This window comes from Flavobacterium sp. CFBP9031 (genome assembly GCF_034044945.1).
In the GTDB taxonomy this organism is placed as follows: domain Bacteria; phylum Bacteroidota; class Bacteroidia; order Flavobacteriales; family Flavobacteriaceae; genus Flavobacterium.
The window spans coordinates 94306-118282 of the sequence record NZ_JAXCWF010000016.1; the positions used below are offsets into that span (position 1 = coordinate 94306).

Annotated in this window: 21 protein-coding genes, 2 tRNA genes and 1 rRNA gene; 6 read left to right on the top strand and 18 right to left on the bottom strand. The window is 32.4% G+C overall.

Features of this window, described 5'->3' with window-relative positions; all coding sequences use genetic code 11:
- Positions 1 to 70: 70 nt before the first annotated feature.
- The 7 genes from SOM12_RS22245 to SOM12_RS22275 all read right to left on the bottom strand — a co-directional run bounded on the left by SOM12_RS22245 (position 71) and on the right by SOM12_RS22275 (position 8126).
- A complete protein-coding gene (locus SOM12_RS22245) occupies positions 71 to 1447 on the bottom strand; it encodes a nucleoside permease (protein WP_320495540.1) in 1377 nt (458 codons plus the stop codon).
- 69 nt (positions 1448 to 1516) lie between these two features.
- Positions 1517 to 2209 carry a (d)CMP kinase gene (gene cmk, locus SOM12_RS22250; RefSeq protein WP_320495542.1) on the bottom strand — a complete coding sequence of 231 codons (693 nt, stop codon included), beginning with the start codon at positions 2207 to 2209 and terminating at the stop codon, positions 1517 to 1519.
- A gap of 43 nt (positions 2210 to 2252) precedes the next feature.
- Positions 2253 to 2858: a murein L,D-transpeptidase catalytic domain-containing protein gene (locus SOM12_RS22255; protein WP_320495544.1), complete on the bottom strand. Its 606-nt coding sequence runs from the start codon at positions 2856 to 2858 to the stop codon at positions 2253 to 2255.
- 99 nt (positions 2859 to 2957) lie between these two features.
- Positions 2958 to 3560: a murein L,D-transpeptidase catalytic domain-containing protein gene (locus SOM12_RS22260; protein ID WP_320495545.1), complete on the bottom strand. Its 603-nt coding sequence runs from the start codon at positions 3558 to 3560 to the stop codon at positions 2958 to 2960.
- 4 nt (positions 3561 to 3564) lie between these two features.
- Entirely contained in the window at positions 3565 to 4584 is a 1020-nt protein-coding gene (gene porQ, locus SOM12_RS22265) for a type IX secretion system protein PorQ (RefSeq protein ID WP_320495546.1), read from the bottom strand.
- A gap of 144 nt (positions 4585 to 4728) precedes the next feature.
- Complete coding sequence (gene lon / locus SOM12_RS22270) at positions 4729 to 7182, bottom strand: endopeptidase La (protein WP_320495548.1); 2454 nt, start codon at positions 7180 to 7182, stop codon at positions 4729 to 4731.
- 257 nt (positions 7183 to 7439) lie between these two features.
- Positions 7440 to 8126, bottom strand: coding sequence for a hypothetical protein (locus SOM12_RS22275; protein ID WP_320495549.1), 687 nt, complete (start codon positions 8124 to 8126; stop codon positions 7440 to 7442).
- 164 nt (positions 8127 to 8290) lie between these two features.
- On the opposite strand from SOM12_RS22275, the gene SOM12_RS22280 reads away from it, so the two are divergent.
- The 4 genes from SOM12_RS22280 to SOM12_RS22295 are packed head-to-tail and all read left to right on the top strand — an operon-like array spanning position 8291 to position 11177.
- Positions 8291 to 8845 (top strand): RNA polymerase sigma factor, encoded by a 555-nt coding sequence (locus SOM12_RS22280; protein ID WP_320495550.1) that lies wholly within the window; start codon positions 8291 to 8293, stop codon positions 8843 to 8845.
- 14 nt (positions 8846 to 8859) lie between these two features.
- A complete protein-coding gene (locus SOM12_RS22285; protein WP_320495551.1) occupies positions 8860 to 9393 on the top strand; it encodes an anti-sigma factor in 534 nt (177 codons plus the stop codon).
- On the top strand, positions 9377 to 10435 hold the full coding sequence (locus SOM12_RS22290) for a hypothetical protein (protein WP_320495552.1): 1059 nt from the start codon (positions 9377 to 9379) through the stop codon (positions 10433 to 10435). The genes SOM12_RS22285 and SOM12_RS22290 overlap by 17 nt, the downstream gene beginning before the upstream one ends.
- 19 nt (positions 10436 to 10454) lie before the next feature.
- Positions 10455 to 11177: a head GIN domain-containing protein gene (locus SOM12_RS22295; protein WP_320495553.1), complete on the top strand. Its 723-nt coding sequence runs from the start codon at positions 10455 to 10457 to the stop codon at positions 11175 to 11177.
- A 90-nt stretch (positions 11178 to 11267) separates the two neighbouring features.
- On the opposite strand, the gene SOM12_RS22300 is transcribed toward SOM12_RS22295, so the two are convergent.
- From SOM12_RS22300 to SOM12_RS22325, 6 genes are all read right to left on the bottom strand, one after another.
- Positions 11268 to 12593 (bottom strand): MFS transporter, encoded by a 1326-nt coding sequence (locus tag SOM12_RS22300; RefSeq protein ID WP_320495554.1) that lies wholly within the window; start codon positions 12591 to 12593, stop codon positions 11268 to 11270.
- Between the two features lie 165 nt (positions 12594 to 12758).
- The gene (locus SOM12_RS22305; RefSeq protein WP_095931121.1) at positions 12759 to 13568 is read right to left on the bottom strand and encodes a M48 family metallopeptidase; all 810 of its coding nucleotides are present in this window, start codon (positions 13566 to 13568) and stop codon (positions 12759 to 12761) included.
- 83 nt (positions 13569 to 13651) lie between these two features.
- On the bottom strand, positions 13652 to 16051 hold the full coding sequence (locus SOM12_RS22310; RefSeq protein WP_320495555.1) for a glycoside hydrolase family 31 protein: 2400 nt from the start codon (positions 16049 to 16051) through the stop codon (positions 13652 to 13654).
- Positions 16052 to 16241: 190 nt separating this feature from the next.
- On the bottom strand, positions 16242 to 18146 hold the full coding sequence (gene glgB / locus SOM12_RS22315) for a 1,4-alpha-glucan branching protein GlgB (RefSeq protein ID WP_320495556.1): 1905 nt from the start codon (positions 18144 to 18146) through the stop codon (positions 16242 to 16244).
- 69 nt (positions 18147 to 18215) lie between these two features.
- Positions 18216 to 19496: a glucose-1-phosphate adenylyltransferase gene (locus SOM12_RS22320; RefSeq protein ID WP_320495557.1), complete on the bottom strand. Its 1281-nt coding sequence runs from the start codon at positions 19494 to 19496 to the stop codon at positions 18216 to 18218.
- Positions 19486 to 20913 (bottom strand): glycogen synthase, encoded by a 1428-nt coding sequence (locus tag SOM12_RS22325; protein WP_320495562.1) that lies wholly within the window; start codon positions 20911 to 20913, stop codon positions 19486 to 19488. The genes SOM12_RS22320 and SOM12_RS22325 overlap by 11 nt, the downstream gene beginning before the upstream one ends.
- 115 nt (positions 20914 to 21028) lie before the next feature.
- Between SOM12_RS22325 and SOM12_RS22330 the strand changes: the two genes are divergently transcribed.
- Together SOM12_RS22330 and SOM12_RS22335 are read left to right on the top strand one after the other, a co-directional pair.
- Positions 21029 to 21895, top strand: a complete 867-nt coding sequence (locus SOM12_RS22330) for an alpha/beta hydrolase (protein WP_320495558.1) — start codon at positions 21029 to 21031, stop codon at positions 21893 to 21895.
- Between the two features lie 46 nt (positions 21896 to 21941).
- On the top strand, positions 21942 to 22592 hold the full coding sequence (locus SOM12_RS22335) for an endonuclease III domain-containing protein (protein ID WP_095931116.1): 651 nt from the start codon (positions 21942 to 21944) through the stop codon (positions 22590 to 22592).
- On the opposite strand, the gene SOM12_RS22340 is transcribed toward SOM12_RS22335, so the two are convergent.
- The 5 genes from SOM12_RS22340 to rrf all read right to left on the bottom strand — a co-directional run.
- The gene (locus tag SOM12_RS22340) at positions 22593 to 23027 is read right to left on the bottom strand and encodes a nuclear transport factor 2 family protein (RefSeq protein WP_320495559.1); all 435 of its coding nucleotides are present in this window, start codon (positions 23025 to 23027) and stop codon (positions 22593 to 22595) included.
- Positions 23028 to 23041: 14 nt separating this feature from the next.
- The gene (locus SOM12_RS22345) at positions 23042 to 23494 is read right to left on the bottom strand and encodes a DUF1569 domain-containing protein (RefSeq protein WP_320495560.1); all 453 of its coding nucleotides are present in this window, start codon (positions 23492 to 23494) and stop codon (positions 23042 to 23044) included.
- 164 nt (positions 23495 to 23658) lie between these two features.
- Positions 23659 to 23744: transfer RNA gene (locus SOM12_RS22350), tRNA-Leu, on the bottom strand.
- 6 nt (positions 23745 to 23750) lie between these two features.
- Positions 23751 to 23823 (bottom strand) — tRNA-Phe (locus SOM12_RS22355).
- A 68-nt stretch (positions 23824 to 23891) separates the two neighbouring features.
- Positions 23892 to 23977 (bottom strand): 5S ribosomal RNA (gene rrf, locus SOM12_RS22360); the annotation flags it as partial.

Genomic DNA, 23977 nt, shown 5'->3' on the forward strand with positions numbered 1-23977 from the left:
AAATTCTTCACTAAAAAAATCCCGTTTTCGATATATTGAAAACGGGATTTTATATATAATTATAGAGATATTAATGACTCAAATTCTCAATTTCCTTCGGATCATGTTTGTGTTTAAACAAAATAGCAAAAGCGATTGCAATCACCAAAGCATAAGCTGCAAATGATAACCAGATCGTGTGCCAATCTTTCATCAAAATTGGATTTGTAAAAATTCCGTCTGCAGAAATTGAATTTCCTTGTCCTTTTACAAATTCTACCATTTTCTCATTAGTCGCATCTGTTTGTAAAAATCCAGCCAATTCTGTTGTGTTAGCAAATGATTTGGTAAAAAAACGATCAATTGCCCATCCAGAAGTTAAACTTCCTAAAACTGCTCCTACTCCATTGGTCATCATCATAAATAAACCTTGTGCAGAAGAACGAATTTTAGAATCTGTATTGCTTTCTACGAATAAAGAACCCGAAATATTGAAGAAATCAAATGCCATTCCGTAAACGATACAAGACAAAATAATCATCCATAACCCTCCTATCGGATCTCCAAACGCAAATAATCCAAAACGAAGAACCCAAGCCAACATACTAATCAACATAACCTGTTTGATACCGAAGCGTCTTAAGAAAAACGGAATTGCTAGAATAAACAAGGTTTCAGAAACTTGAGAAATCGACATTATAATAGTCGAATATTTTATTACGAAAGAATCTGCGTATTTTGGAAAATGCTTGAACTCATCTAAAAATACATCGCCATAAGCATTTGTCAATTGTAATGCTCCTCCTAAAAACATAGAAAAAACAAAAAACAAAGCCATTTTGTAGTTTGCAAACAATTTGAAAGATTCTAAACCAAAAGTTTCAATCCAAGTTGCATTTTCTTTAATCAAACGCTGCGGTTCACATTTTGGCAACGTAAAAGCATATACTCCAAGAATTAAAGCACCAACTCCAGCAATATAAAACTGATATTCAGTTGCTTTACTTCCACTTAAATTCGTAATCCACATGGCCACAATAAAACCAATTGTTCCCCAAACACGAATTGGCGGAAAATCTTTTACAATGTTTTTATTATTTAATTTAAGCGAAGTATAAGATATTGAATTACTTAAAGCAATTGTTGGCATATAACAGCACATCGCTAAAAGCATAACAATAATAAAAGTATCTGGTGTAGTAACTTGTGCAATTCCGAATAAAACTACCGCATAAAGAATATGAAGCGCACCGTATAATTTTTCGGCATTAATCCATCTGTCGGCAATAATACCTGTAAGTGTAGGCATAAAAAGAGAAGCGATTCCCATGGTTCCGAAAACTAGTCCGAATTGAGTTCCTTCCCAGTTTTTTGTTCCAAACCAATAATTTCCAATTGTTATAAGCCAGGCTCCCCAAACAAAAAATTGAAGAAAGCTCATTAAAATCAATCTATTTTTAATCCCCATATGATAAAAATTGTTCTTTAGTAAAAATGAAGCGGTAAAACTACCATTTAAAATAATATCTGCAAAAAATTATGCTGTTTTAACAACATCATTCACTAATTCTAAAACTGCAGCAAATTGTTCTTCTTTATTTAAGTAAGAATTATCAATCTCAATAGCGTCATCGGCAATTACAAGAGGAGAATCTTCGCGGTGTGTATCCATATAATCCCTATCTACAACATTTTTCAAAACTTCTTCATAAGAAACATTATCACCTTTTTCCTGTAGTTCATCAAAACGTCTTTGTGCACGTGTTTCTGCACTTGCGGTCATAAATATTTTTAATTCTGCATTCGGAAAAACTACAGTTCCAATATCTCTTCCATCCATTACAATGGCTTTATTGGTTCCCATTTCCTGCTGCTGCTCTACCAACTTAGAACGAACTTCTGAAACAGCTGCTACTTTACTAACAAAATTAGAAACTTCTATTGTTCTAATTTGTTTCTCTACATTCTCACCATTCAAATACATTTCTGCAAAACCTAAATCCGAATTAAACTTAAATTCTAATTTGATATCAGATAATACTTTAATCAAAGCTTCTTTCTTAAAAAAATCAGCCTCAATCAAATTATGTTGCATAGCAAAATAGGCTACGGCACGATACATCGCCCCAGTATCTACATAAACATATTCCAATTCTTTTGCTAATTGTTTTGCAAGAGTGCTTTTACCTGTAGATGAAAATCCGTCGATAGCAATGGTAATTTTTTTCAATTTTTTATTTTTAAATTTTTATTCTTTTAATGACAGTTGATTTTTAATAATAAATACTCATCAAAATATTCGATTCAGAACTATCAATTAGTCGTGATATTCTATCAAAGTATTTTTTATTAACCATAGGACAGCCAAAACTATTGCAAATGTAGCCATCTTTCTCTTCATATGGAACATCATAATAGTAATGAAAAACAATATCTCGTTTAAAAGCATTACTATTCGTTTTATCCAATCCGTAGAGCTTATATGCTCTACCAAACTTTCCGTAATAATGTTTTCCAATGTAATATTTCCCTAATGAAGTGCTTAATGAATTGGGAACGTTGCTAAAACGAAGTTTACCTTTAATACCTGTTTCAGAACCAGAACCATGGGCAACCAAACCTTTATCGATAATTTTATCTGCTTTTAAATCATAAACAAAAAAGCGATTTTTTCCCGAAGGAATTTTCATATCAACAAAGAAGGCTATTTTGTTATTGTATTGCGGATTTTTGTTTATCAGCTTTTTTATGTCAGCAATTTGAAATTCAATTCTTTTATCATCAGAAGACAATAAACCAATTTCTTTACTATCGGACAGCAGCAAATACCCGACAAAAAGCGCAAGAATAAAAAGGAATACAATAATTATTTTTTTCATTGATTTAGATTCAGAAAAAAAACTTTTCAATATTGAAGACTAAAACTATTCGACAATAAAAAGTTTTGACTTTCTTTTGGACACTCTTACGCTCTTTTATTAATAGTAAATATCCATAAGGATATTGGACTTAGAATTATCAATAATTTTTTCTATTCTTTTAAAAAACTGTTCGTTTACCATCGGGCATCCGTGACTATTGCTTATATAATAATCCTGTTCTTCGTAAGGAACCGCAGAATAATGATGCAAAACAATTGCTCTTTTTAAAGCATTGTTATTGCTTTCTTCTAAACCAGCCAATCGATAAGCTTTTCCAAAAATGCCTTTATAGGTTTTTCCAACAGAATATCTACCTAGAGCAGTGCAATTAGAGTTTGGCATATTGCTAAATTTAAGCGCTCCTCTTACACCTGTTTCAGACCCAGAACCATGAGCTACAAGACCTTGATCTACAACTTCATCTTTCTGCAGATCGTAAACAAAAAAGCGATTTCTTCCAGAAGGCACCTTCATATCAATTAAAAAAACTATTTTCTGATTGTACTTATGATCGGTAGTAATCATGTCTTTTATACCAGTAATTCTACCATTAATTCTTTCCATTTCTATTGTAGAAATAGTTTCTTCTTCTTTAAAAGAAAGTTTAGAACCCGTAAAAAAGCTTATTGACATAAACAAAGCCAAATAGAACAGTTTCATTTACTTATTGAAAATTTAATGTTAAACCAAAAAGACTTGTGTTGGCCGCCAACGTATATCTAGAATATGAATAATTGAATTTCAGTTTATTCATTTTTAAACCAAACCCCAAAGAAACGCCCGAAAAGTTACGCTGTTCGTCTACTCGTAATTCTTCGCCTCTTCTAAAATTATATCCTACTCTAAAATTGAATGCTTTTTTAGGGAAAAGCTCAACGCCAAAAGCTACGTGTCTTAGCGCATTGTTTACAAAAGAAACTTTTTCTGGACTTGTAGAGCCATCGATATTCGTTTCTCCACGAACTGGATTTGAAAAAGAGATATTCCATTGCTGTAAATTTTCTAGAGAAAGATGCCAGCGAATTGGAACATGTTCTAATTCTTGAGAAATACCTGCTACAATTTCAAATGGAAGATTTTCTTTAATTCCTGAATAAGTAGTAAACTGTGTCCCCATGTTTCTAAATACAAGGGCGAAATTTAGGTCATTCATTTCATCTACATATAAAAAACCCAAATCGACTGCACCACCTATCGAATTATAACTTTCTAAAGAAGAAGTGATCAATTTACCACTTGCTCCAATGTATAAATCGGTATAAGGAACATTGTACGCATATCCAACCGATAATGCACCTTCGCTTCCTGTAAAATTAGAAGTTGCCTGTCCGTTTTCATCATAACCTTCAAATGTACCATAGTTCACATAAGTAACTCCAGCATAAATAGTCTGCACATGTCTATCATAAGTATAAGCATACGATGCTGTACCATAAGAGGCTTCACCATAATAACTTCCGTAATTTAATGCCAAATGATTGTCCATGTCTGCGTTTATAAGAGCGGGGTTCGACATAGCTTGATTAACATCCTCATCATATATGGTAATAATATCTCCTCCTAATGCCGCCTGTCTTGGCGAAGTGGTCAAATTTAAAAACTGGTAAGTGTAGCGCCCTCCAACTTGTCCGAAAGAAGACGAACAAATTAAGATTATAAAAAATAAAACAACTTTTTTAAGCATTTGTTTTTGGCGCACCTATATGGGAATAACGCAAGTGCAAATATAAAATTATATAACACTAAAAATAAAGTCCAATAAAAAAATTCCAAACTCCAATCATTAAAATTGGAATTTGGAATTTACATATTCAGCCAAAAGAAATATTTATTTCAAATCTTTAGCATTTTTTACTTTCTGATCTGTTAAAGCTAAAGCTAAAACTTCACTCATTTCTTTTACATAATGAAAACTTAGGCCTTCTAAATATTCTGCTTTGATTTCATCAATATCGCTTTTGTTTTCGTGGCAAAGAATAATTTCTTTAATTCCTGCTCTTTTTGCCGCTAAGATTTTTTCTTTAATACCACCAACCGGCAATACTTTTCCACGAAGCGTAATTTCTCCAGTCATAGCCAAACTTTTCTTCACTTTTTTCTGAGTTAAAAGCGAAACTAAAGAAGTAAGCATTGCAATACCAGCACTTGGTCCGTCCTTTGGAGTTGCTCCTTCTGGAACGTGCAAGTGGATGTTGTATTTTTGGAATAATTCTGTACTAATGCCTAATTTCTTAGCATTTGCTTTAATGTATTCTAAAGCAATCGTAGCAGACTCTTTCATTACAGTTCCAAGGTTTCCGGTAATTGTCAGAGATCCCTTTCCTTCAGAAATCAAAGATTCGATAAACAAAATATCTCCTCCAACACTAGTCCAAGCTAAACCTGTTACAACACCTGCAACATCGTTATTTTCATATTTATCGCGCTCTAATCTTGGCACTCCCAAAATCGCTACAACATCTTCATCTGTAACTTTCTTTTTGTACTCCTCTTCCATTGCAACAGATTTTGCTGCATTTCTTATTACTTGCGCAATTTTTGTTTCTAAATTACGAACACCCGATTCTCTCGTATAACCTTCAATGATTTTTTCTAATTGCTTTTTACCAATAGTCAAATCTTTTGCGGTTAAACCGTGAGCTTCTAATTGTTTTGGAAATAAATGTCTTTTGGCAATTTCAACCTTTTCTTCAATGGTGTAGCCTGACATTTTGATCACTTCCATTCTATCACGCAAAGCTGGCTGAATTGTAGCCATATTATTTGAAGTTGCAATAAACATTACTTTAGATAAATCATATCCCATTTCAAGGAAATTATCGTAGAAAGAACTGTTTTGCTCTGGATCTAAAACTTCTAACAAAGCTGAAGATGGATCGCCACTATTACTGTTTGATAATTTATCGATTTCGTCTAAAATAAATACAGGATTTGATGTTCCTGCTTTTTTCAAGCTCTGAATAATACGTCCAGGCATTGCTCCAATATACGTTTTTCTATGACCGCGAATCTCCGCTTCATCACGCAAGCCTCCCAAAGAAATACGAACGTACTCTCTTCCTAAAGCTTCTGCAACAGAACGACCGATTGAAGTTTTACCAACTCCTGGAGGCCCTGTTAAACATATAATTGGTGATTTCATATCATTTCGCAATTTTAAAACTGCCAAATGCTCGATCATTCTTTTCTTAACTTCATCAAGTCCAAAATGATCTTTATCTAAAATTTTCTGTGCATGTTTTAAGTCGAACTTATCTTTAGAATATTCGCCCCAAGGCAATTCCAGAAACAATTCCAAGTAATTGCGCTGAATTCCAAAATCTGGCGATTGCGGATTCATACGACGCATTTTAGACAATTCTTTCTCGAAATGTTTCTGCGTTTTTTCATCCCATTTTTTGGTTTTCGCCTTCTGCCCCATTTCGTCCATTTCCTCTTCCTGAGAAACGCCACCCAATTCTTCTTGAATGGTTTTCATTTGCTGGTGAAGGAAATATTCTCTTTGCTGCTGATCTAAATCAAAACGAACTTTTGACTGAATGTCGTTCTTCAATTCTAGTTTTTGAAGTTCTACATTCATATAACGTAAAGTCTCTAAAGCGCGTTCTTTTAACCCATTTATCGATAAAAGACCTTGTTTTTCTTTTACTGACAAATTCATGTTAGACGAAACAAAATTGATTAAAAACGATTGGCTTTCAATGTTTTTAATAGCAAAAGTAGCTTCTGAAGGAATGTTTGGACTTTCTTTGATAATCTGAATTGCCAATTCTTTTACAGAATCTAAAATAGCAGTAAATTCAGTATCATTTTCATCTGGTCGTTCTTCAGCAACTTCTTTGATCGTTGCTGTCATATAGGGATCTTCTAAAACAACTTCGTCAATTTCAAAGCGTTTTTTTCCTTGAAGAATAACCGTTACATTTCCGTCAGGCATTTTAAGCACACGTAAAATACGTGCAACAGTTCCAACTTTATGAATATCATCTTTTGACGGATCTTCGTCTTCTTCGTTAATTTGCGAAACTACACCAATTATTTTTCCGCCTGCATTAGCATCATTAATCAGTTTAATAGACTTATCTCTTCCAGCAGAAATTGGAATAACAACTCCAGGAAATAAAACAGTATTGCGTAAAGGTAAAATCGGAAGAGAAACAGGAAGTTCTTCATTATTCATTTCCTCTTCGTCTTCTGGAGTCAATAATGGAATTAATTCTGCCTCTGAGTCAAATTCTTGAAGTGACAGATTGTCAATAGTAAGTATTTTATGGTTTGACATAATAAAATATAAGTCTTTTTGTCATTAAATTTTCTGTGCTATCTATAAATGGAGTATTGCTTATTGAAGTTTTACCAAAAACGTGTTTCGTTTTTCAATTACAAGATAGGGCATAAAAATAGACAATCATTATGCCAAAACAAACTTAAATCTTAAATAATTCTTATTAGTCAATTTTAAAATACAATCCATTTTAAAGTTTAGAAAATAAAAAGCCCGAAAAAAGATTTTCGGGCTTCAAACATTTTATTTATCCATTACTTCAAAGAGTAAGAAACGAGTTCTGAAGTAGTACCAGACGATTCTAATTTTACAATTCCAACATCCTTAGCGATCCAATAAAATGTATCTGATGAAGAACTTTGTCCTTGCGCGCTAGCTTCAATATGCAGTTTAAATTTGATTACATTACTATAGGTTACTTCTTTTACCTTTAAGCTTATTCCTTTTTCTAAAATAGTACCTGTGTAATTTGCATTCATTTTCAAAGAAGGAAAACTTGGTATGTTAAAGCTTGTTTCTAGAGAATAAGATCCTTTCCATGTTTGATTTACATCCAGATAATCCTTAAAAAGAATAAATTCATATCCAGTTGATTTTCCCGTTATTCCTTCAGAACTATAATTTACTTCATCAATAACGATGTAATAATCTCCTTTTACTTTTTTAAGCGAAGCACCTGCCGTTCCAGAAATTTCGTCAGTAGCACCAAATAATTGGTTAAATTTATAATACGTATTGCCATCTTTATTAGATGAACTTTGAATTTTTACTGTGCTTTCAGCGCCATCTTGATTAAAAACCCATTGATTACCGACTTTAGAAGGCCAATAATCACCTGTTGATTCTCCAGCACTTTCACTAGAATCGTCATTGCTACATGATGTTAACATAAATCCTGTCATAACAAACAGAATTACAAAGCATTTGTTTAATTTTCTCATTATTGAATTTGTTTTTGGTAGTTAAATTTTATGTGAAATTATAGCAATGAATGTATTATACCTTACGGCATTACGTAAAATCAAAAAATATTTTTATTTTTTTTTATCAAAACTGTAACAAACAAAAAAAAGCCAAGTCTATATTAAAAACCAAAAGCCACTACTTGAATATAAACAACCAAAATATCGAAGAACTAATTGCGCTCTGTAAAAACAATAACCAGAAAGCGCAGTTTGAAATATACAATCGCTATTGTAAGGCGATGTATAACGTGGCTTTTCGTATTGTAAAAGACGAACATTTTGCACAAGACGTCATGCAGGAAGGTTTCTTAAAAGCTTTTACAAAAATCAATGACTATAAACAAGAAGTGGCTTTTGGCGCATGGTTAAAAAAAATAATCATCAATTATAGCATCGATTTTTACAAGAAAAACAACTCTTTTCATGTAGAAGATTTAAGTAAACAGCTTTATAAAATCGAAGAAAACGACGGAATTCTTTCTGAAAATATTGACTTAAACGCTCTAAAACTAAAACAGGTTTTAGATACCATTTTGCAGCTGAAAGATAATTACAGAATGGTGCTGACTCTTTTTTACATTGAAGGTTACGATCAAGAAGAAATCTGCGAGATTTTGAACATTACATATGCAAATTGCAGAACAACCTTGAGTAGAGCCAAAGATAGTTTGAGAAAAAAATTGGAAGAAATATAAAATGAATTGGAATTATGAAAAATGAAAAAGACAATTTAGACGACTTATTTAAAAGATTTGAAAACCAATGGGATATTCAGGAATTAAATTCTGATCACCAGGTAGATTTTCTGCAAAAATTAAACAAAAAAGAGCCTAAGAAAAAATACTGGTTCGCGACTGCTATTGCCGCTTCGATTGTATTGATGCTTGGAGTTTCTCTTTTTTATAAAAATGAAAAACCAAAAGAATTCAAATTTGCTTCTAAAGAAACTAAACGTACAGACTCTATTTTCAATATTCTAATCGATAATGAACTGGTTAAGCTAAAAGAGAAAAACTCACCAGAAAATCAGCAGATTATTACTGATGCTATGAATCAGATGAAAACTTTTGACGCTGATTATCAGAAAATCATAAACGAACTGCAAAAAAATGGTGAGAATAAACAAATTATTTATGCGATGATTAGCAATCTTCAAACGCGTATTTCTTTTTTACAAACCGTTTTGAAAAGAATTGAAGACAACGAAAAATTAAAAAACAACTCTAATGAAAAAACACTATAACTTACTAATCTTATTTCTTTTGATTCCTTTCTTAGGTTTTTCAAATGATGATGCTTTTGTTACTAAACAAAAAAACATTAAAAAAACCTATATCGTTAATTCTAATGCAGGAATCGATATTGATAACAAATATGGAAGCATCACTGTAACCACTTGGGATGAAGATAAAATTGATCTGGATATTACTATAAAGGTAAATGGCCCAAATGAAAATTGGGTAAACGAAAGATTAAACAGTATCGATGTTGATATCACGGCGCTTAAAGGTCTAGTTTCTGCCGTAACCAAACTAGGAAGCTCTAATCTTAAAAGCAAGGGAAGTAATAATAGTTTTGAGATCAATTATGTGATTAAAATTCCTAAAAACGGATCAATTAAATTGGTTAATAAATACGGTAATATTTCGGTACCAAATGCTGAAGCTTCTACAGATATTGACTGTAAATATGGAAAAGTGGCTTTAGGAAAACTAAATGGATCTAGTAATCAAATCTCTATTCAATACTGCCAAAATTCAAGCATAGAGTACATAAAAACAGGAAATATTGATGCTCGATATTCGAATCTTAAAATTAATGATTCTGGGAACTTGAATCTAAGCGCAAATTATACAGATGTTAATCTTAATGATGGCCAAAACATAAAAGCAGATTGCAACTACGGAACGTTTAAATTTCAAAAAATCAATTCTTTGAGTGGTTCTGGAAATTATTTAACTTTCATTATTGGCGAAATTTCCAGTAACTTTAGCTACGATACCAATTACAGTAAAATCAGTATCGGGACTGTAACTGAAAAAGCGGGGAACATTAGCATAAACTCAGGATATACAGATATTTCAATTGGTTACGTACCCAATTATGCATTTGATTTTGATATTTCTGCAAGATATTCAAACATTAAACATGATAATTCTTTAGAGATTTCTGTCTCTGAGGTTAAAAGTAACAGTAAAAGAATTGCTGGCTATTACAAGAAAAAAGGTCAAAATAAAATCAATATCAATTCGAACTACGGAAATATTTCCCTAACAAAAAATTAATCATCTAAAAATCAAAACAATGAAAAAGTCAATTTTACTTACAGCATTAAGCCTACTTTTTATGGCAATAAATTCTAACGCACAAACAAAAATAAGCGGAAACGGTACTGTCACTACCGAAACAAGAACAACTGGAGACTATGATGGCATAAGAATCTCAGGATTTTTTGATGTAGATTTAGTATCAGGAAAAGAAGGAAAAATTATTCTTAAAGGAGAAGAAAATTTATTGTCTAAAATTAAAGTGGAAGTTGAAGGAAATGAATTGAAAGTTTATATTGAGAGAGGAGTACAACTTCGTACCAGTATGGGCAAAAAGATACAAGTAATAGTTCCTTTCGAAAAAATATCAGCAGTTACATTGTCTGGATCTGGAGATGTTAAAAGCAAAAACAAAATCAATAGCGATAGTTTTTCTGCAAAACTTTCTGGATCAGGAAATTTTGATTTAGATGTTGATTCTAGAAATTTTGATTTAGCGCTAAGTGGTTCGGGAGATATAGTTTTAAAAGGGAAAGCAGATTCTTTTACAAGCAAAATATCAGGATCAGGAAACGTTAATGCTTCAAATTTAAAATCACAAACTGTAGATGTTACTGTTTCAGGTTCTGGAAATAGCGTAGTAACTTGCGAAAGTAGTATTACGGGAAGAGTTTCTGGTTCTGGAAATATTAAGTATCTAGGAAATCCAGAGAAAAGAGATGTAAAAGTTTCGGGGTCTGGAAAAATTTACAAAGGTTAATTATTTAAATAAAAATATCGCAAATTACAAAACTATCATCAATCAATAATTAATTGCACTTTGCGATATTGTAGTATAAAGACGTTTCGATTATTTTGAAACGTCTTTTTTATGCACTCTTCTCAATAGAAATATGGATATAACAAAAAATACGGCCAAGATTACAATTGCAGCACGAGGGCTTCCGGTAATTTGATCGATAATTCCGTAAACGCACATTCCGATTACAATTCCGATTTTTTCTGCAACATCATAGAAACTAAAAAACGATGCTGTATCTTGTGTATCAGGCAATAATTTTGAATAAGTCGAACGAGATAATGCTTGAATTCCGCCCATTACAAATCCGGCAACTGTTGCCATTACATAAAAATGTGTTGGCAAAGTAATAAAATAGGCAAGCGCACAAAATACTGCCCAAATTACGTTGATAAATATTAAAGTGGGTACGTTTCCAAATTTCTCTGAAGCTCTAGAGGTCAAAACAGCTCCAACAACAGCTACCAATTGAATGATTAAAATACAAACAATTAAACCTATTGTACTTTGTTCTTTAGTTTCCCACTGAATTTCCTGAGCTCCAAAATAGGTTGCTACAAGCATTACCGTTTGTACAGCCATACTAGAGACGAAGAAACCTCCTAAATATCGTTTCAAAGGAATATTCTCTTGTAATAGCGTCCAAACTTTTTTTAATTCTTTAAAGCCATTAAATACTACAGATTTTGTTAGCTTCTGACCAAATTCTTTGCTTCCTTTTGGTAAATAATAGTAAGTGTACTGACTAAATAAAATCCACCATACTCCTACCATTATAAAAGAATAACGCATTGCCTTCATTCCTGCTTCGCCATCAGTTCCTGAAATTCCAAAAACTTTAGGCTTCATAATCATCGCTAAATTGATGATTAATAAGATAACACTTCCAATATATCCTAACGAATATCCTTTGGCACTAATTCTGTCTTGCTGTTCTTCAAATGCAATATCTGGAAGATAGGAATTGTAGAAAACTAAACTTCCCCAATAGCCAAGCAATCCAAGGAAATAGAATAATAATCCGACATAAATATTATCCAAATCAAACCAGTATAATCCCATACAAGACAAAGCTCCTACGTAACAAAAAAACTTCATGAATGATTTCTTGTTTCCAACATAATCAGCAATTCCAGATAATAATGGTGAAATAAACGAAACCACCATAAAAGCAAATGCCGTAATAAAACTAATTAATGCTGAGTTTTTAAGATGCATTCCGAAAACATCAATATAATGATCTCTGTCGCTGAATAATGCTTCGTAAAAAATTGGAAAAACTGCAGATGCAATAGTCAAGGTATAAACTGAATTTGCCCAGTCATAAAACGCCCAAGCATTTAAAAGCTTCTTATCTCCTTTTTGTAGGTTTTTCATAGAAATGGTTTTGTAAATAGGCTACGAATTTATCTATTTTTTATGATAATCAAACGGAAATTATTGAAATCGTACATTATTAAATTATAAACTTCACAAAATAAAAAAAGCCATTCGATAACGAGTGGCTTTTTTTATTTTGTGTACTTATTGTGTACTAAAAGTTTATTTTATAGTTCCAACTTTCAACGCAATTGCTTTAGCTTCTGGAATTAAAGCTTTAATATTAGCAATTCTTGTTGCATCAGAAGGGTGTGTACTCATAAATTCAGGTGCAGAAGCTCCACCAGATTTGGCAGCCATTCTACTCCAGAAAGCGACAGCATCATCTGGATTGTAACCAGCAATTGCCATTAAAGTCAAACCAATTTTGTCGGCCTCACTTTCGTTACTTCTACTAAATGGAAGCATTACTCCAACTTCAGAACCAATTCCGTATGCTTGTGCAAATATTTGCTGTGTTGCTTCAGATTTTCCGCTAGTTGCTGCTCCTAAAGCTGCTCCTCCTATTTGCTGTAATTGAGCGGCAGACATTCTTTGCGCTCCATGATTTGCCAAAGCATGAGAAACTTCGTGCCCCATTACAGTTGCCAAACCAGCTTCATTTTGCGTAACTGGCAAAATTCCAGAATAAACTACAATTTTACCACCAGGAAGACACCATGCATTTACTTCTTTGTTATCAACCAGTTTATACTCCCATCGATAATCTTTTAAGTATTGTGTCTGACCTAAATAATTTAGATATTTTTCTGCAGCTGCTTTAATTTTATATCCCACATTTTCTACAAGTCTAGCATCTGCTGTTCCAGTAATAACCTTATTTTCTGTTAAAAACTGGTTATACTGCTGAAAAGAAGAAGGGAATAATTCGCTATTTGAAACAAAATTCAAGTTTTGTTTCCCAGTAATTGGATTTGTTGCACAAGCCATTACAAGTGCTCCAAAAATCCCTAAAAACATATATTTTTTCATAATTCGAGCTATTTTCTAACAAAAATACAATTAAAAAAAATAAAATATTTTACATATTAAATCAAAAAAATATCAAAATTTAACTATTCGCCCACTATATGAAGTTCATTAAACTCTTTATCAATTAGTAAGAAATTATTTTGCTCGAAATTAATTTTATTAAACTCGATCTTTTCGTTATCAATTTCGATTTCTGCAACTTTAAAAGGCAATCCAATAAGATTGATTTTATATTTGGTGTAAGGAGTTATATATTTTCCCTCTTTGTGAAGCTGAATAATAAGTTCTTTTTCTTTTCCAATATTTCGCAATGACAAATAACTGTAGCGTCCTTTTTTATAATCGTAACCATCTTGAGCATCTTCATAAACCGCTGACTGCTCTTTACCGTTTTTGTAATAAACATCAAGTGTTAATTCATCAAATTCTAATTCGCCTACATATTGCTGAACTGGGTATTTTGGAATAATAGCACCCGCTTTTACAAACACTGGAATCTCATCAAATTTTGTATCAATCCAGATCTCTTTACCGCCTATAAACAATTCGTTTGTCCAATAGTTATACCATTCTCCTCTAGGAATATACATACGTCTACCTACAGCATTAGGTTCAAGTATAGGACACACTAAGATCTGATTTCCAAAGATGAATTCGTCGTTGCGATAATGTGTCTGTGTATCGTCTTGGTCATAATAAACTAAAGGTTTTAACATCGGAACTCCTTCTTCAATATATTGCCAAAACATGGTATATAAATAAGGTAATAATTGATAACGAAGGCTCACAAATTTTCTGGTAATATTAATTACTTCTTCATCAAAAGCCCATGGCTCTTGATTTCCGTGATCTCCAGAAGAATGTGTTCTGCAAAAAGGATGAAAAACCCCCAATTGAATCCAGCGTGCGTAAAGCTCGCCTGTAGGTTGTTCTGCAAAACCTCCAATATCAGAACCTGTAAATCCCATTCCTGAAATAGATAATCTCTGAACTTGAATATTTGCAATCCACAAATGCTCCCAAGTTGCTACATTATCACCTGTCCATGACGATGTATAACGCTGTGCTCCCGCATAAGCCGATCTCGTTATGACAAAAGGACGTTTCGGATAAGCAAATCGTTTTACTCCATGGTAAGTTGCTCTTGCCATTTGTGTTCCGTAAATATTGTGCGCTTTTCTATGGCTACAAGGGTTTCCGTCATAGATATGACGAACATCCATTGGAAAAGTTTTATTCGGAACCTCCATAACTGCTGGTTCGTTCATATCATTCCAAACTCCTTTTACACCAATATCTGCAATTAATTCTTTAAATAAACCAGCCCACCATTCTCTAACTGCGGGATTTGTATAATCTGGAAAGTTACATTCTCCTGGCCAAACTTTTCCTTTCATATAAGGTCCGTCTGCCCTTTTGCAGAAATAATCTTTTTCTAAAGCTTCTTTATAAACCCAGTAATCTTTATCAATTTTAATTCCTGGATCAATAATTACTATGGTTTTAAAACCATCTTCTGCCAATTCAGAAACCATTCTTTTAGGATCTGGAAAATAGTTTTTATTCCAAGTAAAACATCTAAAACCATCCATATAATCTATATCCAGATAAATGGCGTCACAAGGAATTTGAAGTTCCCTAAATTTTGATGTAATTTCTTTGACTTTACTTTCGGGATAATAACTCCATTTACATTGATGATATCCTAAAACCCAAAGCGGCGGTAATTCTGGCTTACCTGTTAAGTCGGTATACGTTGTTACTACGTCTTGCATTTGAGGACCGTAAACAAAATAATAATTCATTTCTCCACCTTCAGCCCAGAAACTAGTCACATTTCTTCTTTCTTGACAAAAATCAAAAAATGTTCTGAAAGTATTATCGAAAAATATACCGTAAGATTGTTTATTATGAAGGCCAATATAAAATGGAACCACTTTATACAAAGGTTCTTGATCTTTCTGGTAAGCATATTGATCTGTGGCAAAATTCTCTACTCTTTTGCCTTTCAGATTCATTTGAGTGGCCTTATCGCCTAAACCATAATAACATTCACCGTCTTTAGCATATTTACTCATTTTTACGATATTCCCTCCATATTCATAGCTTTCTTCCCAATGAAAACCAAGTTCATCTTCAAGGATAAGAAAATCATTTAAATCGTAAATTGAAAGACGAAGATCTGCTTTCTGTATTTTACATTTTACTTTACTAGTTCTAATCTGAAAGTATGTTTCTTCTTCTGTGACCTCCAAGAAGTTATAGCCATGAAGCTGAGTTTTATCAATGGCATAAGAAAAATCATTGCTGAAATAGCCTTTTGTAGTAAAACGAAATCGGATTAAACTATCACGAAGAATAGTTACTTTTAAAATTACTTTGTTATCCGTATTAAAGAAAATAGAATCTCCTTCATGTTCATAAGAGACAATTTTTGATGGATATAAATCGCCTTTGTATTCTAATGATGTGTTTGTAATCATATCTCCAATGAATTAATTTAACATTTTCCTTCTACTCAAACATACAAAAAAAGTTCGTAACGCTCTATGAATAAAAGGTTTATTCACGAAAACGTTTTTTCTGAATGAGCTTCAAATTACCAAACAAAAAATCAACAATTTGATAATTTTGAAACGATATAATGACAAAATCTTATTTCAAGATTTTTACTTAATTTAAAGTATATACGGCAACACTCAAAGGAGGCAAAATCAATTCTGCAGAAAAATCTCGGCCATCATACGAAATTGATTCTATTTTTAATGGTTTAGTACTTTCTATACCGCTTCCTCCATATATTTTGGCATCAGTATTAAAAATCTCTTTTAAATTGCCTTTTTTAGGAATACCAATTCTATAATTTTCGCGAACGACTTGAGTAAAATTGCAGACAACAATCACATTTTCATCTGGATTATTTCCTTTTCTAATATAAGATAAAATAGCATTTTGATGATCTGAATAATTAATCCATTCAAAACCATCTCCTCTAAATTGTTTTTCGTATAATGCTGGCTGTGATTTGTACAATTGATTTAAATCGGTAATCAAACTTTTTATTCCAGAATGAAAATCATACTGAAGCAAATGCCAATCTAAACTTTGTTCAAAATTCCACTCACTTGTCTGACCAAACTCAGCTCCCATAAACAAAAGTTTTGTTCCTGGATGCGTAAACATATACCCGTACAATAATCTCAAATTTGCAAAGCGCTGCCATTCGTCGCCAGGCATTTTATAAATAAGAGAATTTTTACCATATACTACTTCGTCATGAGAAAATGGAAGCATGAAATTTTCAGTAAAAGCATATGTCATCGAAAAAGTCAATTCATTCTGATGGTATTTTCTATAAACGGTTTCTTTTTGAAAATACTTTAAAGTGTCATGCATCCAACCCATCATCCATTTCATTCCAAAACCTAAACCTCCAACAGATGTTGGTCTTGAAACCATAGGAAATGAAGTGCTCTCTTCAGCAATAGTCTGAATACCACCAAAATTAGAATAGATTACTTCATTAAATTCTTTAAGAAAGCTAATAGAATCCAGATTTTCCCTTCCTCCATAAATATTAGCTTCCCATTCGCCATCCTTTCGAGAATAATCAAGATATAACATTGAAGCTACAGCGTCAACACGAAGTCCGTCGATATGATAATTTTGAAGCCAAAAAACAGCATTACTTATTAGAAAAGCTCGAACTTCATTTCTACCATAATTAAAAACTAAACTTTTCCAATCTGGGTGATATCCTTTTCTTCGATCTGGATGTTCGTATAAATGAGAACCGTCAAAATACCCTAAACCATGTGCATCATCAGGAAAATGTGACGGAACCCAGTCTAAAATCACTCCAATTCCCTCTTGATGCAATCGATCAACCAGAACCATAAAATCTTGTGGTTTTCCAAAACGGGAAGTTGGTGCAAAATACCCTGTAAGCTGATAACCCCAAGAAGGGTCATAAGGATATTCCATAATTGGCATAAACTCAACATGCGTAAAACCAGTTTCTTTTATATATTTTACCAAATCATCGGCAAGTTCAAGATAAGTCAAAAAACGATTATGTTCTCCTCTTCTCCAAGACCCCAAATGCACTTCGTAAACCGAATAGGGTTTATCCAAAGCATTATAATCATGACGATTTTGCATCCAATTATGATCTTTCCATTTATAATCCAGATCCCAAACCACAGATGCAGTGTGAGGTGGTTTTTCGCAATAGCGCGCAAATGGATCGGCCTTTTCGGTAATTACGCCATTTATACTAGATTGAATCTTGTATTTGTAAAGCGCCCCTTTTGAAATATCAGGAATAAATCCTTCCCAGATTCCAGAAGAATCCCAACGGACGTTTAAAACATGTTCGCCCTGTGTCCAATAATTAAAATCTCCAACAACTGAAACAGAATGAGCCGTTGGAGCCCAAACAGCAAAATAAACACCTTTTACTCCATCTACTTCAATTAAATGAGCTCCAAGTTTTTCATATAATCTGAAGTGTTTTCCCGCTTTGAATAAATCTATGTCAAAGTCAGTAAAAAGAGAATGTGGGATTACTTTAGTCATATGGTTGGTTTAAGAGATAATTATTATCGAATTTGGAATTTGGAATATTTAAATTGGAATTTTCAGTCTTTATTCAATTCTAAAATTGTCTGCAAGTATAACTCCTTTTTTTACTACGACAATTCCGTCTTTAATGCTGTACAATTCGTTAGTAAAATTATCTAAATGTTTACCTCCGCTAATATGAACATTGTTTCCAATACGCACATTTTTATCAACCAAGGCATTTTTAATAAAGCAGTTTTCGCCTATACCAACATGTATTTTATTGATACTGCTTTCGTGGTTCAATTCTTCAAGATCTTGATAAAAATCGTTCCCCATAACGTAGCAATTCTCCAAAACAGTTCCTTCACCAATTCGGGAACGTATGCCTATAACCGAACTTTTAATCTCTTTGGCATTAATAATACATCCCTCAGAAATTAAAGATTGGTTGATTATTGAGTTTCTAAATTTAGACGGAGGCAATAATCTTGGTCTAGTGAAAATTTTATTTTCGTTATCGAATAAATTAAATTCTGGAATATCTGCTGTTAAGCCAATATTAGCTTCAAAAAATGATTCTATATTCCCGATATCTGTCCAATAACCTTCATATTGATAACTTAATATTTTATGTTTTCCAACCGATTGCGGAATAATTTCTTTACCAAAATCTTTTGTTTCTTGGTCAGCCATTAGCTCCTGTAGCAAAGATTTATTAAAAATATAAATTCCCATTGAGGCAAGGTATTTTTTACCTTTTTCCTGCATTTGTTCGCTCACCTCCGATTCCCATTCAGGCAATAGCGATGGATGTGGTTTTTCAATAAAAGCTTCAATAACACTTTCGTGATTGGTCTTTAAAATTCCAAATTCGGGAGCGTCTTTAGCATTTACAGGCAACGTTGCAATAGAGATTTCTGCATCAGCCGCAATATGTGCTTCAAGCATTTCGTTAAAATCCATTTGATATAATTGATCCCCCGAAAGAATTAAAGCATGGTCAAAATCATGTTTCAAGAAATGTGACATACATTGTCTTACAGCATCTGCTGTTCCTTGAAACCAGGTTGGATTGTCTGGAGTCTGTTCTGCCGCCAAAATATCTACAAAGGACTGACTTAAAATACTAAAATTAAAAGTGTTTTTAATGTGAGCATTTAGAGAGGCGGAGTTAAATTGCGTCAAAACAAATATTTTAAAAATATCAGAATTGATACAATTAGAAATCGGAATGTCGACCAAACGATATTTTCCACCAATGGGAACTGCAGGTTTCGACCTTGTTTCTGTTAATGGAAATAAACGTGAACCTTGTCCACCTCCTAAAATAATGGCAACTACATTTTTCTTTTTAAATTTCATTTTGCTGAATTATTAAGTTGTATATTTCGATATATTCTTGGCAAACTCTTTCCCAGGAATGATCTGCTGACATTCCTCTTTTTAAAACTTCATTGAAATTTATTTTATCCTCATACAACCTAACAGCACGATTTATTGAATAGCATATGTCGGCTACAGAAGCCTGATCATGACAAATGCCATTTCCTTCATCTCCAAAATCAACAACCGTATCTCTTAACCCTCCAGTTCTTCTAACAATCGGAATTGTTCCGTAACGCATCGCATACATCTGATTTAATCCACAAGGTTCTACCCTAGAAGGCATTAAAATATAATCTGAACCTGCATAAATCAAATGCGCTAAATCTTCATTATAACCTATAAAAACATTGTAATTTCCTTTATAATCATTTCGCAACTGAGTTAACTGCGTTTCAATCTCTGCATTTCCTGAACCTAAAATCAAGATATTAATTTCCTCAAAATTTTCAGATAAAGCCAAAGCAGCAGCATGCGGAAGCAAATCACCTCCTTTTTCTTCAAACAATCGGCCAATAAAGCTAAATAATGGTTTTGATGGATCTAGCTCAAATTGTTCGCATAATTTCTCTTTATTCTTTCTTTTTCCAGCTTCAAAATCTTCAATCGAATAATTTTCCTCAATCATTTGATCTTTCATCGGATTCCAAACTTCAATATCAATTCCATTTAAAATTCCTTTAGATTTATTTCTAACAGAATTAAATAAAGATTCTAAACCATTTGCTGAAATATTAATTTCATTTAAATAGCTTGGAGATACTGTAGTTACGGCATTGGCGCATTTAATGGCAACTGCTAAAGAGTTGATAGAATTGCTCCATTCTAAAAAACCAACATGTCTCAAATCAAATTTTGGCAGATAATATAATTTATCAAAACCAAACCAGCCTTGATATAAGCCATTATGAATCGTTATAAGTGTTTTTACATTTTTTAAACTTTCATATTTATAAGAAAACTGAAGTAAAAATGGAATAATGCCTGTATGATGATCATGACAATTAATAACATCTGGCGTTTTATTCCGTGCTATAATCCAATCCAATGTGGCAATCTGAAAAGATAAAAATCTTTCGATATCATCTTCGTAACCATAAATATTCGGACGATTAAATAATTCATTAATCTCTATTAGATATAATTCAAAACCTAACTTATCTGTTTTTTCTTTTAGTACACTAAACGGAAAACTAAAATTTCCTAATTCAATTGTACCCCAATGAACACATTCAAAATCATTTTCCTTTTTAAACTTCGTGTCATAACAAGGAATTACAACTCTAACAGAATGGCCAGCAGCTTGTTGATATTTTGGCAATGCACCCACTACATCGCCTAATCCGCCAACCTTTGCTACAGGATAACATTCTGCGCTAATATGAAATATTTCCATTTCAGAAATTAATTTAGGATTATCATAAGAAGCAATCATTTATATACTACTTTTATGTTTTTTAAATTTAGCAAAAAAACAAGCAAAATCCTTCTTTTAAATAAGTTTTATTGAAATGGCAAAAAAGGCAATTAATCCTACTAAATCATTAAAAATTCCTAAGATTATTATAATATCTGCGAAAATTTGTGCTTTTATATCCACAAAATTAGTTACAAAATTTGCTGCAAAGATTTTTACAACTCCTATCAAGCATAAAGTTCCAAAAAGAGAATTAGAAATGGATGCTAAAAGCATTCAAGAATTAATCTATGTCCCTTCAATTGATAAAAGTATTGTTACATATGCATACGGGCAAAGTGAACGCAAAGTTTTATTGGTACATGGCTGGTCTGGAAGAGGAACGCAACTCTTTAAAATTGCTGATGAACTTTTGAACAAAGGCTATTCAATAGTTAGTTTTGACGCTCCTGCACATGGAAAATCAAAAGGAAAAACAACAATAATGTCGGAGTTTATAGCTTCTATATTAGAAATAGAAAAACAATTTGGCCCTTTTGAAATTGCAATTGGCCATTCTCTAGGCGGAATGTCAGTTCTAAATGCAATTAAAGATGGATTTAAAGTAGAAAAAGCTGTAATTATAGGAAGTGGTGATATTATCCAAGATATTTTAGATGAATTCACTTCTAAACTGGGTTTGCGAAAAGAAATTAGCAATCATTTGAGAGATTCTTTTGAAAGTAAATATCAAGTAATAATGGATGATTTTTCAGCCTATCGAGCAGCTCAAAAAATCAATATTCCTGTTTTGGTTATACATGATAATGATGATCCCGAGGTATCTGTAAAAGCGGGAAAGCATATTTATGAAAATCTTAAAAATGGATCTTTATTTTTAACCGACGGATTAGGCCACAGGAAAATACTTGGAAATCAAAATGTTATCAAAAAAATTCTAGAATTCATTAAAATCAATTAACTTTATAGATAACTATTTAAATATCAACATTAAAGAAAATTAGAAAATGGATTTATTTGGAGAAACATTAGATTGGGAAACTAAATTAAAACCAATTTTAAAAAAGTATAAAAACAAAAAACATCCACTAGATTATCAAAATCCATATCAGTTATTAGTCATGGTTGTTTTGTCTGCTCAAGATTCTGATGCCAATATCAACTCAATTGCACCAGCTTTATTTGAAAAATTCCCAACGCTAAAAAGTCTATCAAAAACCGATTTAGAAACTTTTTTGCCTTATATCACTAAAGTTCGCAATCACGGAACTAAAGCACAATGGCTTTTGGATATTGCAAAAACCATAAAAGAGGATAACAATATTCCTTTAACCATGTCAGGATTAACTGCATTGAAAGGTATTGGAAGAAAATCTGCAAACGTGATTTTAAGAGAAACAGGCCAACCAGCTGAAGGAATTATTGCGGACTTACATGTAATAAGAGTTGCGCCAAGAATTGGAATAATTAAAGAATCTAAAGATGGTAATAAAGTAGAAAAAGATTTAATGCAGGCTTTACCGAAAAATATTTGGTCAGAAATAGGAATGGCAATTTCATTTCTAGGTCGCGAAATCTGCAGACCTAAACCTAAATGCCCTGAATGTCTTTTAACTGATATTTGCTTATACTACAATACCGAAATCCTTAAAAACTAATTATTTTCTTCTTGTATCAATCAAATAGATAATCTTCCACGAATCTTTTTCTTTAAATAAAGTAAAAGCATTTACACCAGAATGGCTTAATTTATCATTTAAATAAAATTCATATGGTGTCCAAACATGCGCCATTGTTCCATCAATCTGAATATTATAACTCAATATTTTTTCTTGGAATTTCATATTTGAAGGAATAGATGCAATAGATTTATAAAACTCTTTTGCACTTTCATCAGATAATTTATTTCCTTTCACAGTGCTTTCGCTAATAGACTGCAATATCATTTTATCCGAACAAACCAATTTGATCTTTGTTGAATCTCTCAGGTGAAATCCTTCAAAAAAAGATTCAATGCACTTTTGAATTTCTTGCTTTTGAGCATTAGAAGATAATCCTAAAAGAAGAAAAAACATAATAGTATAAATTCTCATAACTATAAAATTATTTAAACACCAAATTGAGATAAATGGTGGTCCAAATGTTTTGCAAACATATTATTCCACTCTTTAGAAGACAACTTACCAAAAGAAAGAGATTCTTTTCCTTCAAATTCTTTTTCGCCTAATTCTTGCGTTTTTTGAATATAGGAAATTAGTCTGCTTTTTTCTAGCTCAAAATCACGATTGCCTTTAATAATAAATTGTGGAGCTGTACCAAGGCTTCTTGGATAAGGAGTTTCACTTACCACTTTATTTTTAGCCAATAGCTTTAACAGAAGTTTTATTAAAGCATTTGGTTTCGAATGGATATTATCATAAACCATTTCGTATGTAACGTTACAATGAGCCAGCATTTGATCGACAGACATTTTTCCCCAAAGCGGCTGAGAATCTGTTGTAAGCTTATTAATTCTGGTAACAAATTGATCACAATCTTCTTTAAGGAAAACATTTTGCATAGCTGAAAATGAGATATTACAGTTAAATATAGAAGTAAAAATATAAAATTTCTGATTAAAACAGCTTTTGAAGTTTAATAATTTAGCATATGGTAAGAGAAAAACCTATTTAAGTTTAGACCAAAAAAAAACTTCAATTAACTTTTGTTAATTGAAGTTTTTAGTACTCAGAGCGGGACTTGAACCCGCACGAACATTGCTGTTCACTGGATTTTAAGTCCAGCGTGTCTACCAATTTCACCATCCGAGCATTATGTGGTACCTCCAGGGATCGAACCAGGGACACATGGATTTTCAGTCCATTGCTCTACCATCTGAGCTAAGGTACCATATTACTTATATTTCTATAAGTAAAAGTTAGAATAAAAAACCCCATTTAAAAACGGGGTTTTCAAAAGAAAGGCGACGACATACTCTCCCACAAAACTGCAGTACCATCTGCGCAGGCGGGCTTAACTTCTCTGTTCGGGATGGGAAGAGGTG

Excerpts from the sequence above, each read along its gene's own strand:
- SOM12_RS22245 (WP_320495540.1), bottom strand. The coding sequence starts at position 1,447 with ATGGGGATTAAAAATAGATTGATTTTAATGAGCTTTCTTCAATTTTTT.
- SOM12_RS22255 (WP_320495544.1), bottom strand. The coding sequence starts at position 2,858 with ATGAAAAAAATAATTATTGTATTCCTTTTTATTCTTGCGCTTTTTGTC.
- SOM12_RS22260 (WP_320495545.1), bottom strand. The coding sequence starts at position 3,560 with ATGAAACTGTTCTATTTGGCTTTGTTTATGTCAATAAGCTTTTTTACG.
- porQ (WP_320495546.1), bottom strand. The coding sequence starts at position 4,584 with ATGCTTAAAAAAGTTGTTTTATTTTTTATAATCTTAATTTGTTCGTCT.
- lon (WP_320495548.1), bottom strand. The coding sequence starts at position 7,182 with ATGTCAAACCATAAAATACTTACTATTGACAATCTGTCACTTCAAGAA.
- SOM12_RS22275 (WP_320495549.1), bottom strand. The coding sequence starts at position 8,126 with ATGAGAAAATTAAACAAATGCTTTGTAATTCTGTTTGTTATGACAGGA.
- SOM12_RS22285 (WP_320495551.1), top strand. The coding sequence starts at position 8,860 with ATGAAAAATGAAAAAGACAATTTAGACGACTTATTTAAAAGATTTGAA.
- SOM12_RS22290 (WP_320495552.1), top strand. The coding sequence starts at position 9,377 with ATGAAAAAACACTATAACTTACTAATCTTATTTCTTTTGATTCCTTTC.
- SOM12_RS22295 (WP_320495553.1), top strand. The coding sequence starts at position 10,455 with ATGAAAAAGTCAATTTTACTTACAGCATTAAGCCTACTTTTTATGGCA.
- SOM12_RS22300 (WP_320495554.1), bottom strand. The coding sequence starts at position 12,593 with ATGAAAAACCTACAAAAAGGAGATAAGAAGCTTTTAAATGCTTGGGCG.
- SOM12_RS22305 (WP_095931121.1), bottom strand. The coding sequence starts at position 13,568 with ATGAAAAAATATATGTTTTTAGGGATTTTTGGAGCACTTGTAATGGCT.
- SOM12_RS22310 (WP_320495555.1), bottom strand. The coding sequence starts at position 16,051 with ATGATTACAAACACATCATTAGAATACAAAGGCGATTTATATCCATCA.
- glgB (WP_320495556.1), bottom strand. The coding sequence starts at position 18,146 with ATGACTAAAGTAATCCCACATTCTCTTTTTACTGACTTTGACATAGAT.
- SOM12_RS22320 (WP_320495557.1), bottom strand. The coding sequence starts at position 19,496 with ATGAAATTTAAAAAGAAAAATGTAGTTGCCATTATTTTAGGAGGTGGA.
- SOM12_RS22325 (WP_320495562.1), bottom strand. The coding sequence starts at position 20,913 with ATGGAAATATTTCATATTAGCGCAGAATGTTATCCTGTAGCAAAGGTT.
- SOM12_RS22330 (WP_320495558.1), top strand. The coding sequence starts at position 21,029 with ATGGCAAAAAAGGCAATTAATCCTACTAAATCATTAAAAATTCCTAAG.
- SOM12_RS22335 (WP_095931116.1), top strand. The coding sequence starts at position 21,942 with ATGGATTTATTTGGAGAAACATTAGATTGGGAAACTAAATTAAAACCA.
- SOM12_RS22340 (WP_320495559.1), bottom strand. The coding sequence starts at position 23,027 with ATGAGAATTTATACTATTATGTTTTTTCTTCTTTTAGGATTATCTTCT.
- SOM12_RS22345 (WP_320495560.1), bottom strand. The coding sequence starts at position 23,494 with ATGCAAAATGTTTTCCTTAAAGAAGATTGTGATCAATTTGTTACCAGA.